This is a genomic window from Methylobacterium sp. Leaf361 (genome assembly GCF_001424445.1).
Taxonomy (GTDB): domain Bacteria; phylum Pseudomonadota; class Alphaproteobacteria; order Rhizobiales; family Beijerinckiaceae; genus Methylobacterium.
In genome coordinates this window covers 1-12,690 of the sequence record NZ_LMPY01000024.1, presented here as the reverse complement: position 1 = coordinate 12,690, position 12,690 = coordinate 1, and the positions used below count along the sequence as shown (strand labels likewise).

Annotated in this window: 14 protein-coding genes; 8 read left to right on the top strand and 6 right to left on the bottom strand. The window is 69.1% G+C overall.

Annotated elements, in window-relative coordinates; genetic code table 11:
- Positions 1 to 23: 23 nt before the first annotated feature.
- Positions 24 to 653: an enoyl-CoA hydratase/isomerase family protein gene (locus tag ASG32_RS18910; protein WP_280141591.1), complete on the bottom strand. Its 630-nt coding sequence runs from the start codon at positions 651 to 653 to the stop codon at positions 24 to 26.
- A 338-nt stretch (positions 654 to 991) separates the two neighbouring features.
- On the bottom strand, positions 992 to 1,897 hold the full coding sequence (locus ASG32_RS18905) for a LysR family transcriptional regulator (RefSeq protein WP_056529351.1): 906 nt from the start codon (positions 1,895 to 1,897) through the stop codon (positions 992 to 994).
- A 120-nt stretch (positions 1,898 to 2,017) separates the two neighbouring features.
- On the opposite strand from ASG32_RS18905, the gene ASG32_RS18900 reads away from it, so the two are divergent.
- Both ASG32_RS18900 and ASG32_RS18895 read left to right on the top strand, forming a co-directional pair.
- On the top strand, positions 2,018 to 2,692 hold the full coding sequence (locus ASG32_RS18900; RefSeq protein ID WP_056529348.1) for a peroxiredoxin-like family protein: 675 nt from the start codon (positions 2,018 to 2,020) through the stop codon (positions 2,690 to 2,692).
- Positions 2,693 to 2,729: 37 nt separating this feature from the next.
- Entirely contained in the window at positions 2,730 to 3,446 is a 717-nt protein-coding gene (locus tag ASG32_RS18895; protein ID WP_056529345.1) for an SDR family oxidoreductase, read from the top strand.
- Here the strand turns inward: ASG32_RS18895 and ASG32_RS18890 are convergent.
- Entirely contained in the window at positions 3,443 to 4,360 is a 918-nt protein-coding gene (locus ASG32_RS18890) for a LysR family transcriptional regulator (protein ID WP_056529446.1), read from the bottom strand. The two genes, ASG32_RS18895 and ASG32_RS18890, sit on opposite strands and share 4 nt — an antisense overlap.
- A 95-nt stretch (positions 4,361 to 4,455) precedes the next feature.
- Between ASG32_RS18890 and ASG32_RS18885 the strand changes: the two genes are divergently transcribed.
- From ASG32_RS18885 to ASG32_RS18875, 3 genes are read left to right on the top strand one after another with little or no spacing between them, the layout of a single operon-like run.
- Positions 4,456 to 5,163: an SDR family NAD(P)-dependent oxidoreductase gene (locus tag ASG32_RS18885; RefSeq protein WP_244492040.1), complete on the top strand. Its 708-nt coding sequence runs from the start codon at positions 4,456 to 4,458 to the stop codon at positions 5,161 to 5,163.
- A 31-nt stretch (positions 5,164 to 5,194) separates the two neighbouring features.
- Positions 5,195 to 5,968, top strand: coding sequence for an SDR family NAD(P)-dependent oxidoreductase (locus ASG32_RS18880; protein ID WP_056529341.1), 774 nt, complete (start codon positions 5,195 to 5,197; stop codon positions 5,966 to 5,968).
- Positions 5,969 to 6,024: 56 nt separating this feature from the next.
- A complete protein-coding gene (locus ASG32_RS18875) occupies positions 6,025 to 6,804 on the top strand; it encodes an alpha/beta hydrolase (protein ID WP_056529339.1) in 780 nt (259 codons plus the stop codon).
- 229 nt (positions 6,805 to 7,033) lie between these two features.
- On the opposite strand, the gene ASG32_RS18870 is transcribed toward ASG32_RS18875, so the two are convergent.
- Positions 7,034 to 8,385 (bottom strand): IS3 family transposase gene (locus ASG32_RS18870; RefSeq protein ID WP_244492038.1). Its coding sequence is split into 2 segments (ribosomal slippage): positions 7,034 to 8,047 and positions 8,050 to 8,385, totalling 1,350 coding nucleotides; the frame shifts between segments, so codons are not numbered across the junction.
- 171 nt (positions 8,386 to 8,556) lie between these two features.
- On the opposite strand from ASG32_RS18870, the gene ASG32_RS18860 reads away from it, so the two are divergent.
- On the top strand, positions 8,557 to 8,832 hold the full coding sequence (locus tag ASG32_RS18860) for a hypothetical protein (protein WP_157862018.1): 276 nt from the start codon (positions 8,557 to 8,559) through the stop codon (positions 8,830 to 8,832).
- A gap of 305 nt (positions 8,833 to 9,137) precedes the next feature.
- Here ASG32_RS18860 and ASG32_RS18855 read toward each other — a convergent pair whose 3' ends face one another.
- Together ASG32_RS18855 and ASG32_RS34010 are read right to left on the bottom strand one after the other, a co-directional pair.
- Positions 9,138 to 11,339, bottom strand: coding sequence for an ATP-dependent RecD-like DNA helicase (locus ASG32_RS18855; protein WP_056529330.1), 2,202 nt, complete (start codon positions 11,337 to 11,339; stop codon positions 9,138 to 9,140).
- 144 nt (positions 11,340 to 11,483) lie between these two features.
- Positions 11,484 to 11,714, bottom strand: coding sequence for a hypothetical protein (locus ASG32_RS34010; RefSeq protein WP_157862017.1), 231 nt, complete (start codon positions 11,712 to 11,714; stop codon positions 11,484 to 11,486).
- 205 nt (positions 11,715 to 11,919) lie between these two features.
- Here ASG32_RS34010 and ASG32_RS18850 point away from each other — a divergent pair, with 205 nt between their 5' ends.
- Together ASG32_RS18850 and ASG32_RS32715 are read left to right on the top strand one after the other, a co-directional pair.
- Positions 11,920 to 12,099, top strand: a complete 180-nt coding sequence (locus ASG32_RS18850; protein WP_157862016.1) for a hypothetical protein — start codon at positions 11,920 to 11,922, stop codon at positions 12,097 to 12,099.
- 11 nt (positions 12,100 to 12,110) lie between these two features.
- Positions 12,111 to 12,371: a hypothetical protein gene (locus ASG32_RS32715; protein ID WP_082557950.1), complete on the top strand. Its 261-nt coding sequence runs from the start codon at positions 12,111 to 12,113 to the stop codon at positions 12,369 to 12,371.
- The last annotated feature ends 319 nt before the right edge of the window (positions 12,372 to 12,690 follow it).

The window sequence follows — 12,690 nt, the reverse complement described above, 5'->3', positions numbered from 1 at the left end:
GGTGGTTCGCATTGGCTGTGCGCTCAGGCCTGGGCGGCCATGGTCCGAGCCACGTCGGCGGCGCTGATGCCCTCCAGGGCCAGCCCGTAGCCGGTGCCCTCCTCGACTAGCCGGCGCAGGCGCTGCGTCAGCGCGATCCGGGTGTAGTGGCCGGTGAGCGGCGGCAGGGAGGCGATGCCGTCCGCGATCTCGTGCGCCCGGGCCAGCAGCCGGTCCCGCGGCACGATCTCGTTGACCACGCCCCAGTCCTGGGCGGTCCGGGCGTCCAGCACCTGCCGCGTCAGCAGGAAGTACCGCCCGCGGATCGAGCCGATCACCTCGGGCCACAGGATGTGAACTCCGTCGCCGGGCACGATGCCGAACTCGAAGTGCGGCTTGTCCTGGAACACCGTCTCGGGCGTCGCGAGCACGATGTCGGTGAGCAGCGCGTACTCGCTATGCAGCAGGACCGGGCCGTTCAGCGCGGCGATCATCGGCACCTCGATGTCGAGGATGTTGCCGAGCACCTTGCGGCCCTCCCGCAGGATCTTGTCGTAGCCCTGCGGCGTGAAGAAATCGAAGCCCTCGGGGCTGATCGCGTCCATGAACGCGTCGCCCGCCCCGGTCAGGATCACCGCCCGGTTGTCGCGGTCCTCGCCGATGGCGTGGAACAGGTCGACGAACNTCGGGGCTGATCGCGTCCATGAACGCGTCGCCCGCCCCGGTCAGGATCACCGCCCGGTTGTCGCGGTCCTCGCCGATGGCGTGGAACAGGTCGACGAACTGCTCGTGGGTGTGGCCATTGAAGACGAGCTTGCCGCCCTCGGTGTGGAGCATGACCTCCAGCACGCCGTTCGGCTTGCGGGTCAGGCGGGCGTTGGGGAAGGCGTCGCGGTAGTTGTCGAAACGGGCCATCGGTGCTGTCCTCGTGGTGGCCGGCCCCGTTCGGTCGGCATGGGGACGAGGTAGCCGGATCGGTCCCGCGACGGACGACGGCGCGTGGCGATAAGGCTTATGCCGCCGCGGAATGGGCCTCCCGTGTCCCGGCCATGGCCGCCTGGACGAAGTCGGCGAAGCGGCGCGCCTTGGCGCTGGCCATGCGGCCGGTGGGGAAGACCGCCCAGAGATCGATCTCGGGCAAGGCCCAGGGTTGCAGCAACCGCCGGACCGCGCCGCTCGCGAGTTCCGGGGCGAACATCCAGTCCGAGGCGATGGTGAGCCCGATATCGGCCAGCACGGCCGCCCTCAGGCCCTCGGCCGCGCTGACACGAACGCGGCCGTGGACCGCGACCGAGACCTCGGCGCCGTCCCGGGTGAAGGACCAGGCATCGGGCTGCCGGCTGTAGACCACCGCCTCGTGGCCGGCGAGGTCCGCGGGACTGCGCGGCTCGCCCGCGCGGTCGAGATAGGCGGGCGTGGCGAGCACCGAACGGCCCCCGGTGGCGAGCTTGCGGGCGACGGCGGCCGAGTCCGGCAGGGTCCCCATGCGCAAGGACAGGTCGATCCCCTCGCCGACGAGGTCGATCACCCGGTCGTCGAGGACGATCTCGATGTCGAGGTCGGGGTGCTCGGCGAGGAAGCGCGGCAGCAGCGGCACCAAGTGGAGCCGCGCGAAGGTCGTCGCCGCCGAGACCCGCAGCCGCCCCGAGAGCCCGGCGCCCGCGCCCCGGGCGGCGAGCTCGGCCTCGTCGGCCTCGGCGATGGCCGCCCGGGCCCGCTCGTAGAAGCGCAGGCCCGCCTCGGTGGGGCTCAGGCCATGGGTCGAGCGCACGAGCAGGCTGACCTGCAGCCTGTCTTCAAGCTGCGCGACCGTCTTCGAGACGGCGGGCTGGCCGACGTTCAGGAGCCGGGCGGCCCCCGAGAACGAGCCCGATTCCACGACCCGCACGAAGGTCGCCATCGCCTGGTACCGGTCCACGCCATTCCTCCCTGGAATGAGCGTTATCGCCCTGGGCTGCCTGCCCTGTCCATCGGGGAGGGGGCATCAATCCGGATATCCCCGCCGTGCAGTCGCGGTGATGTTTCCGGGAGCTACACCATGACCCTGCAATCCAAGCTCGACGCGTTCAAGGCCGACTTCGAGGCCGGCAAGCCCCCCTACAACGTGCCCCCGTCGGTTATCGCGACGATGCACCGGGCCACCGCGGAGCTGATCGCCTCCGGTGCCGCGACCCGCACCCTGAAGGCCGGCGACCGGGCCCCGGCGTTCACACTGCGGGACCCGGACGGCCAGCCCGTCTCGTCCGCCGACCTGCTGGCGCGCGGACCGCTCGTGATCAGCTTCTACCGGGGCGTCTGGTGCCCCTACTGCAACATGGAGCTCCAGGCGCTCCAGGAGGCGCTGCCGAGCTTCGAGCGGCTCGGGGCGAGCCTCGTCGCCGTCTCGCCGCAGACGGGGGCCAACAGCCGGAAGTCGGTCCGCCAGAACGGGCTCGCTTTCCCGATCCTGTCGGACCCGCACAACGACGTCGCGGCCGCGTTCGGCCTGCGCTTCGCGCTGCCCGACTACCTCGTCGACCTCTACAAGGGCCTGAGGAACGACCTGCCGGCGTTCAACGGCGACCCGAGCTGGACCCTGCCGATGCCCGGGCGCTTCGTCGTCGGGCAGGACGGCGTGATCCTCTACGCCGAGGTGAACCCGGACTACACGCGCCGCCCCGAGCCCGCGGACATGCTGCCGGCGCTCCGCCGCTCCGCCTTCATCGCCGCCTGACCCGGTCGACGGACCCACGACCCCGAGGAGATCCAGGATGTCCCGTACCTTTCTCGTGACCGGTGCCAGCAAGGGCATCGGGCTGGCGTTGGTGCACCGTCTCGCCGGTGAGGGCCACCACGTCGTCGGCCTCGCCCGCGGCGGTGTCGACGGCTTCCCAGGCACGCTCGTGCCGGTCGACCTCGGCGACGGCGAGGCCACTACCTCGGTCCTCGCGGACCTAACCGGACGCTTCGCCTTCGACGGCGTGGTCAACAACGTCGGCCTGGTGCGGCCGCAGCGGCTCGGGGCGGTCGAGATCCCCGCGCTCGACGAGGTCCTTCGCGTCAACCTCCACCCGGCGGTGCAGGCCGTGCAGGCCATCCTGCCGGGCATGCGGCAGCGCGGCTGGGGCCGGGTCGTCAACATCGCCAGCCTGACCGTGCTCGGCAGCGTCGAGCGCACGGCCTATGCGGCCGCGAAGGCGGCGCTCGTCAGCTTCACCCGCTCCTGGGCGCTCGAACTCGCCACGACCGGGATCACCGTGAACGCCGTGGCGCCGGGACCGACCGAGACCGAGCTGTTCCGGGGCAACAACCCGCCGGGCAGCGAGGGCGAGAAGCGCTACCTCTCCGGGGTGCCGATGGGCCGCTTCGGCCGGCCGGAGGAGATCGCCGCCGCCATCGCGTTCCTGATGTCGGACGGGGCGGCCTTCATGACGGGGCAGACGCTCTACGTCGACGGCGGAGCCTCCATCGGCAAGGCGGCCGTCTAGCCCGGGCCTTCGTGCCCGGCGAGCAGCGCCGTGCAGAACTCGGTGAACGCCCGGACCTTGGCGGTCCGGTGTCGGCGCGTCGGGTAGATGGCGTGGAGCGGGAAGCGTTCGTCGGGCCAGTCCGGAAAGAGCTCTTCGAGCTCGCCGGAGCGTCTCAAGCCCGCGCTGCCCAGCGCCATCACCTGCGCGATCCCCACGCCGGCGACGCAGGCGTGGAGCATGGTGTCGACGTCGGACACCATCAGCCGCGACGATACGGCGACCGGGACGACCTCGGGGCCGCGCCGGAACTCCCAGGCGAACGGCCTGCCCGTGGTCGGGTCCCGGTAGTCGATGCACTCATGGTCCCGGAGGTCCGAGGGATGCCTGGGCCGCCCGTGGTCGGCCAGGTATGCCGGGGAGGCGACCGTCAGGATGCGCGTGTCCAGCAGCTTGCGGACCGTGAAGCTGTCGGTCGGCGGGTCCCCGAACCGCAGGGCCATGTCGAAGCCGTCCGCGACGAGGTCGCCGACATGGTCGCGCATGACGAGTTCGAGCCTGAGTTCGCGGTGCGTGGACAGGAAGCCGGCGAGGCGGTCCGCGAGCACGAGACGCGAGACGAACGGATCGACGTTGACCCGCAGCCGGCCGCGGACGCGCTGTGCCGTACCCGCCGCCTCGACGGCGGCCTCGGAGATCCCGTCGAGCAGCGGCCCGACCCGTTCCCAGAAGCGGCGTCCCTCGTCGGTGAGCCGGAGGGAGCGGGTGGTGCGGTCCAGCAGGCGCACCCCGATCCGCGTCTCCAGGCGCTGCACGGCCCTGCCGACCCCGGACGGGGTCAACGACAACGCCTCCGCGGCCCGGGTGATGGAGCCCGCCTCGACGACCGCCATCAACACCGTCACGCCGGCCAGCAGCCGTCCATCGTAGGGCATGGCCATTCCGGATCTCAGGTCCGGAATGTTGTGACAGATCGGCGCTGCAATCCCAAGCGTCGAGGGCGCATGATCACGCTCGACGAGGCGAACGCATGGGAAAGGCGGAGATGGGACAGCATCGGACGGTTTTGGTGGTCGGCGCCTCGCGCGGCTTGGGTCTGGCCCTGGCGGCGGAGTGGTGCGTTCGTGGCTGGCACGTCGTGGGGACGGTCCGAACCCCGTCGAAGCAGTTGGAGGCGCTGAGAAGCGAGCATCCCGGTCGGCTTGAGGTCGAGACGGCGGACATCCTCGATCCCGATAGCATCGAGGCCCTTCGCGGGCGGCTCGACGGGCGGCGCATCGACGTCCTGTTCATCAACGCCGGCATCGCCCGCTCCATCGAGGCGACACCCGCGACGCTTCCCGAAGACGACTTCGTGGACATGATGCGGACCAACGCACTCGCTCCGGTGCGGGCCATTGAGATCCTGGAAGGCTTGGTGGCCGCCGACGGCGTCGTGGCGGTGATGAGCTCGGAGCTCGGCAGCATCGCGCAGAACGACAACCCCGCGTGGCAGGGCTACGCGGCCAGCAAGGCCGCCCTGAACATGCTGATGAAGGGCTATGCCACCCGCCATCCGGGCGATCCCCGGGCGTTGCTGCTGCTGGCGCCCGGATGGGTCAGGACCGAGATGGGTGGCAGCGACGCCGCGCTGTCGGTCGAGGAGAGCATCCCGCATGTCGTCGACACCGTCGATGCCAACCGGGGCAGGCCGGGCCTGCGCTATCTCGACCGGTTCAACACGACCCTGCCTTGGTAAGGTCGCCGACGGACGCCGGAGAGATTTCGACATGGCCCGCATCCTGATCACCGGTTCGTCGGACGGTCTCGGCCTCATGGCGGGGCAGCTGCTCGCCCGGGACGGGCACGGGGTGACCCTCCACGCCCGGGACGAGCATCGCGCGGAGGCCGCGCGCCGGGCGCTTCCAGAGGCTCAGGGCGTGGTGGTCGGGGACGTTGTCACCCTCGCCGGGATGCGCGCCGTGGCGGAGCAGGCGAACGGGATGGGCCGCTTCGACGCCGTGATCCACAACGTCGGGATCGGCTACCGCGAGCCCCGCCGGACAGTGACCGAGGACGGGCTGTCCCACCTGTTCGCGGTCAACGTGCTCGCGCCCTATCTCCTGACCGCCTTGATCGAACGCCCGGGCCGGCTCGTCTACCTCAGTTCCGGCATGCATCCGGGTGGACGGCCGGACATGGACGACCTGCAGTGGGAGAGGCGGCGCTGGAACGGGGCGCAGGCCTACGCCGAGAGCAAGTTCCTCGACGTGCTGCTGGCCTTCGGGATCGCCCGGAGATGGCCGGACGTGCTGTCGAACGCCCTGGAGCCGGGTTGGGTGCCGACCCGGATGGGCGGCCCGGGTGCGCCGGACGACCTGGCCGCCGCGCCCGTCACGCAGGCGTGGCTCGCCACCAGCGACGACCCGCTCGCCCGATCCACCGGCCGGTACTTCTACCACGAGGCCTTGCGCGATCCGCACCCGGACACGCGGGACGAGGCCACCCAGGAGGCGCTGTTGGACGCCTGCGCCCGGCTCTCGGCCGTAACGCTTGCACGTTGACCTTCGAACAGCCGTGAGCCCCGCGGCTCCCGGACCCCGGACGGAGACATGCACCCATGATGACCAGACGAGACCTAAGCCGCGCGCTCGCGGCGGGCGCCGCGGCGGCACTGCTCCCGGGAACGGCGGTCGCGCAGGACCTGCCGCGGGCGCGCAACGTCGTGCTCGTCCACGGCCTCTTCGCCGATGGGTCGTGCTGGTCCGAGGTGATCCCGAAGCTGCAGGCGGCGGGCCTGAACGTCACCTCGGTGCAGAACCCTTTGACCACCTTCGAGGACGCGGTCGCCTCCGCGAAGCGCGTCCTGGCGCGCCAGGAGGGGACGACGGTTCTGGTCGGCCACTCGTTCTCCGGCATGATCGTGACCGAGGCCGGCGTCGACCCTAAGGTGTCCGCGCTGGTCTACGTCGCGGCCCGGGCGCCGGACGCCGGCGAGGACTACACGGCGCTGGCCAAGACCTACCCGACGCCACCCGCCTCGGCCGGCATCGTGTTTGACGGCGACGAGGGGCGCCTGGGCGAGGCGGCCTTCCTGAAGGATTTCGCGGGCGACCTGCCGGCGGACAAGGCCCGGGTGCTGTTCGCGGTCCAGCAACCGTTCCACAAGGCGTTGCTGGCGGGGAAGACCACCCAGGCGGCATGGCGGTCGAAGCCGAGCTTCTACGCGGTGTCGACCGAGGACCGGACCATCGACCCGGAGCTCGAACGGTTCATGGCCAAGCGGATGAACGCGAGGACCGTGGAGCTCAAGGCGAGCCACCTGTCCCTGATCTCGCAGCCGCAGGCCGTAGCGGACCTCATCCTTGAGGCCGCCGGCCATAGGCACGGTCACCCGTAGGCCGGGCGAGCATGCGGTCTTCGCGGGTAACTACACGACCTGAGACTGGCGAAGGGGGGCGGCAGCGCCGTGAAACTCGCTCCCGAAGTGGGTGCTGCCCCCCCGCATGCGTAAGCTCACGAAACGTCGCCGAAGTGTGGTTCTTCGTGCCGTTTTGTCCGTCGTCAGATGATTTGAGACGACTTGGGGCGCTCAGGAACGGAGGCTCTGGTCCTTCTGGGTTGAGAGGTTAGGCAGCCTGCGCGTGGTGGCGCAAGCGGCGATCGATGAGGGTCTGGCGCTTGATCCGCGCCCGCTCCTGCAGGATGGCCTCGCCGCGGCCGAAGTAGACGTCGGCGGGAGTGAGGTTGCCCAAGCTCTCGTGAGCCCGAGCCTGGTTGTAATGCTCGACGAAGGCGGCAACCTGCGCCTCCAGTTCGCCGGGCAGGTAGGCGTGTTCGAGCAGGATGCGGTTCTTGAGCGTCTGGTGCCAGCGCTCGATCTTGCCCTGCGTTTGAGGATGGCGGGGCGCGCCGCGGATATGGGTCATGCCCTGGCTGCCGAGCCAGTCGGCCAGATCACCCGCGACGTAGCTTGATCCATTGTCGGAGAGCAGCCGCGGCCGATGCGCCACCTGCACATGATCGAGCCCGGCCGCCGCCAGCGCGAGGTCGAGCGTGGCGGTGACGTCGCCGACCTGCATCGTCGCGCACAGCTTCCACGCCACGATGAAGCGCGAGAAGTCGTCCAGCACGGTCGAGAGGTAGTACCAACCCCAGCCGATCACCTTCAGATAGGTGAAGTCCGTCTGCCAGAGTTGGTTGGGTGCGGTGGTCTTGTCCCGGAACTCGTTGGCGGCTTTGATCACGATGTAGGCCGGGCTGGTGATCAGGTCCTGGGCCTTGAGCAGGCGGTAGACGGTCGCCTCCGAGACGAAGTAGCGCCGCTCGTCGGTGAAGCGCACCGCCAACTCGCGTGGGCTGAGCTCTGGCTCCTCCAGTGCGAGAGCGACGATCTGATCGCGAACCTCGGCGGGCAACAGGTTCCAGACCCGGCTGGGTCGGGACGGGCGATCCGCCAATGGCTCGAGGCCGCCACGCTGGAAAGCGTCGTACCACCGGTAGAACGTCGCCCGGGTGACGCCGAGCTTGTCCAGGGTGGCGCGCACCGGCAGATGGGATTGCTCGACCAGCCGGATGATCTCCAGCTTCTCAGAGGCCGGGTACCTCATGCCTCGTCGCCCCCAGCCCCGGTCATACTTTTTTTCAGCAGGCGGTTTTCCAGGACGAGATCGGCTACGACCTCCTTCAGCGCACCCGCCTCGCGACGCAGGTCCTGGACCTCGTCGGCGGTCGCGGCACGGGCCGTGTCGCCGGCCAGCCGCTTCTTGCCGGCCTCCAGGAACTCCTTGGACCAGCCATAGTACATCGAGCTGGCGATGCCTTCGCGCCGGCACAGCTCGGCGATGCTGTCCTCACCGCGCAGCCCTTCCAGCACGATGCGGATCTTTTCCTCGGCCGAGAACTGCCGGCGCGTGGCGCGGCGGATGTCCTTGATCACGGCTTCTGCCGGCTTCCGCGCCGGCCCGGACGTCTGTTTCATCTTCGCTCCTGGGGGCTACGATGAACCAGCCATCCTCCGTTCGTGAAGACCCTCAATTTGTCTCAGGAGTGCTGACGGCGGACAATCGACGATCTGCGGACGGGAGGCCTAGCGGTAATCGCGGGCACGACTTGGAGCCGGGCATTCGAGGCCCTCTGGACAGCCCCGGTGGTGACCGGTCTCCTCGGGATGTGGGGTGCCGTCCTAATCAGCCCAACGCTGCTGATCACGTTGCCCGTGACGAACTTGGCCGCACGCAAGCTCGATGCGGGTGCGCTGGCGGCCACGGCCATTGGTGTCCTGCCGGGTGTCCTGGCAGGCCTCATCGTGTTCGGGACCGCGCCACGGTTCGAACTGAACCTCATCCTCTGTTCCGCTGCGAGCGGTGCAGCCTTCGCGCTAGTCGTCTGGCTGCTCTGCATCCGACCGCGACGACCTTACGAGTGAGATCCGCGTGCGGTCGGTCCTGAACTGGCCTTCCTCACGGCAGCTTACTAGCTGGCACTGGATGCGCGAGCCCCATTCGACAGGATCAGCCCATTGGCTGACTTCCAGAAGGACCACAGCTGCCGGAAGATCACGGTGCCAGCTTCGACTGGCCGTCCACGCCCGCCCCGGCGCTCGCCCCCTTTCGAAGGGCGGGCGTGGAAGCGCTGCGACGCCCGCACCTATGGTCCCACTGTGCAGCATGATGTTCTGAGGCAGGACCACTCTGGGCTGGGGCTGGGGCTCTGGTTCGATCGCCGTAAGCGTCAGAGGCGCTGCGCCAGCCACTCCCGCAGCTTCGTCCAGCGAGGCTTCATCGTGCCACCGCGGACCGCGACGGCCACTGCCTTCCGCTGCCCGAGGAGCACCACTAGGCGCTTGCCGCGGGTCACGCCCGTGTAGAGGAGGTTGCGCGCCAGCATCGTCCAGTGCTGCATCGCCAGAGGGATCACCACTGCGGGGTACTCCGAGCCCTGCGATTTGTGGATGGTCGTGGCGTAGGCCGGCACCAGTGTGTCGAGTTCGCCGTAGGGATAGATCACCTCCCGTCCCTCGAACTCGACGATCACGGCGCCCTCGTCCTCATCAATGCGCGCCACGGTGCCAAGGTCCCCGTTGAACACCTCCCGATCGTAGTCGTTCTGGCTCTCCATCACCCGGTCGCCGGGGGAGAAGCGCCAGCCGAACCGCTCCACCGATACCGCTGGGTTCGGGTTCAGCACCGCCTGGAGTTCGTGGTTGAGGTTGCGCGCGCCCAGCACGCCGCGCTGCATCGGGGTGAGCACCTGTACGTCCCGGACCGGATCGAGGCCGTACCGAGCTGAAATCCGACGCGTCACCACCTCGATCAGCGTCTGCACCGCCGGCTCGGGCGCGTCGATCTCGATGACGTGGAAGTCGCTCTCGGCGCCGCGCGGGGCCGGCTCGGGCATTTTCCCGGCATTGATCCGGTGGGCGTTGACCACGATCCGGCTCTCGGCCGCCTGCCGGAACACCTCGGTGAGCCGCGCCACCGGCACCGCGCCGGAGGCGATCACGTCGGCCAGCACCTGGCCGGGCCCGACCGAGGGCAGCTGATCGACGTCGCCGACCAGCAGCAGGCCCGCGTGCTCCGGGACCGCCTTGGTCAGCGCGTTCATCAGCGGCACGTCGACCATCGAGGTCTCGTCGATCACCAGCAGGTCGCAGGGGAGGGGGTTCTCCTCGTTGCGCGAGAAGCCGCCGTGCTTGGGATCGATCTCCAGCAGGCGGTGGAGGGTCTTGGCCTCCAGCCCCGTCTGCTCGCTCATCCGCTTGGCGGCCCGGCCGGTCGGGGCGGCGAGCAGCACCCGGACCCCCTTGGCCCGCAGGACCCGCAGGATCGTGTCGAGGGTCGAGGTCTTGCCCACGCCCGGCCCGCCGGTCACCACCGCGAGCTTGGCGCCGAGCACGAGCCGCACGGCCGCCTCCTGCGACGGCGAGAGCGTCTTGCCGGTCTTCTCCGCCACCCAGGGCAGGGCCCGGGCGAGATCGATCTCCGGCCAGGGCAGGCTGCCCGCCGCCCGGCGCCGGAGCCGCTCGGCGATGGCGCGCTCGGCGGCGTGCAGGCCGGTGAGGAAGATGCAGGCCTTGTCGCCGATGATGTCCTGCACGACCTCGTCGGTCTCCAGCACGTCGAGGAGCGCCGTGCGGATCAGCGGCGCCTCCACTCCGAGGAGGTCGACCGCCAGCGCGACGAGATCCGCCACCGGCAGGGCGCAGTGGCCAGCATCGGTGGCGGTCTGCAGCGCGAAGGAGATCCCGGCCCGCAGGCGCTGGGGCGCCTCCTTGGTTAGGCCGAGCTTCATCGCGATGGCGTCGGCGGTCTTGAAGCCGATGCCGCGGATGTCCTTGGCCAGCCGGTACGGATCCTCGGTCATGACCGCGATCGCCTCGTGGCCGTAGGTCTTGAAGATCCGCACTGCCCTGGCCGTCCCGACGCCGTGGGCGTGCAGGAACAGCATGATCTCGCGCACGGCCTTCTGCTCGGCCCAGCCGGCGACGATGCGGGCGGCGCGCTTCGGCCCGATGCCGCCGACCTCGATCAGGCGGGCGGGCTCGGCCTCAATGATCTCGAAGGTGCCTTCCCCGAAGGCCGCCACGATGCGCTTGGCCATAGCGGGGCCGATGCCGCGCATGTGGCCGGAAGAGAGGTACTTCTCGATTCCCTCAATTCCCGTGGGCGGCGTGACCTTGAGGGTGTCAGCCTTGAACTGCAGGCCGTGCTGGCGGTCCGTGTGCCAGATGCCGGTGGCGGTGATCCACTCGCCGGCGCTGATCGCGGGTGCGTGGCCTATCACAGGCACGAGGTCGCGCTTGCCGCGCGCCTGGACCTTCAGCACGCAGAAGCCTGTCTCCGGGCTGTGGAAAGTGACACGCTCGATCGTGCCAGCGAGAGTCTCGAGAGGCTGACCACGTTCGAACTGTTGCGGTCGCCCCCGCTCGGTCATGGAATACGTCCAGAGGGCATACCGACGACTGGGTCCGTCAACCCTATCACATACGCGGCAACGCGAGCTCGTCAGCCGTGAGCAGATCGGCGCAGCCAGACCATGCGACCAGAAGCGGGGTTGCCCAACATGGATTGGGACGGATCAGGCGCGCTCCTTGCTCTCGGATCGCTCCGCTTCCTGACGCGCTACGCTGAGGACCCGGCGTCGCCCCTGTGTGTCCGGTATCGCTGACCACAGGCGCACGAGGGTCAGCAGGTCTCCTGCTTCGCCTTCCGTGGGGGCTCGGAGGAACGCCTCAACCGGGACGTTGAGCTCGCGGGCGAGCTCTTTCAGCGTCGCGATGGTGCGGGCAGATCGATCGTCAATGGCCATGCTTGGCAACGCGCCGAGCGGTGAAGTGGCCCACAATTGCATTCAAAATTCAGTTGGGCACCGCCCTATAGAGCAGCCGCCTGTCCGGAATGCCAATCGGTCCAGCCTATGATCGGGCGCACCGTTGCTCACTCTGGATCGGCGAGCGGCCTCGGAACGAGCGGCAGCAATGGCGCTTAACCATACGCCGAAGCTTGAGGGTCCGATGATGAAGGTGTTCCAGATCCGTCAGGCCGCGACGGGTGCAATTCTCTGGACCGGCTCGGCGTCCGACCCGATCGCCGCTCTCGATGCCATGGCACATGAGGCCGGGTACTACGACCACGGCGACATCCCTGATCACCTGCGGGCCGGTGGCCTGTCCGCGGAAGAGATCAGCGTCTGACGACGTAGAGCATGCCGGTGGATGAGCCGCTCACCTGCGAGGTGAAGGTCGACGGGTTATGGCAAGCCGTCAGCTTGAACGAAGCCGCGGTTTCCTACTCTGCCGCTCTGAAGCGCTGCCCCGCCTGTCACGGCCGGGTGATGATCCTTGGCACCTACAGCAGGCCTGATGTCCGTCGGTCGATGTCCCATCGGAAATCGCATGGGGGCTGTCCGCTAAAGTTGGACACCTACACCGGCACGCCGTCGCTGCATCCACAGGCGCTCACCTGAGATGGGTGGGGTCCGTCCCGTGACATGACGATAGAAGCCCGCCCTGGTGTTCCAGGTGCGGGCTTATTGCGACTGCACCAACGAGGCCGCACCCGGGATTTGGGCGCTGCTCTTCCGGCGCTCAGCCCCCCAGCCGATCGCGGGAGCTACCTCGCCCGGTATAGTTAACAGAAGGTTGCCGAAGGTCGAACCACTCGTGGAAGGGGCGCTTTCCGAACAGCGGGACTGTCAGGAATTTCGTGTGGGGGCGGCCATAGTGGACCCGAAGGAGGTTCCCGATGGCACGACGCAAAGCACCCCGCATCCCTGACGCGATCCT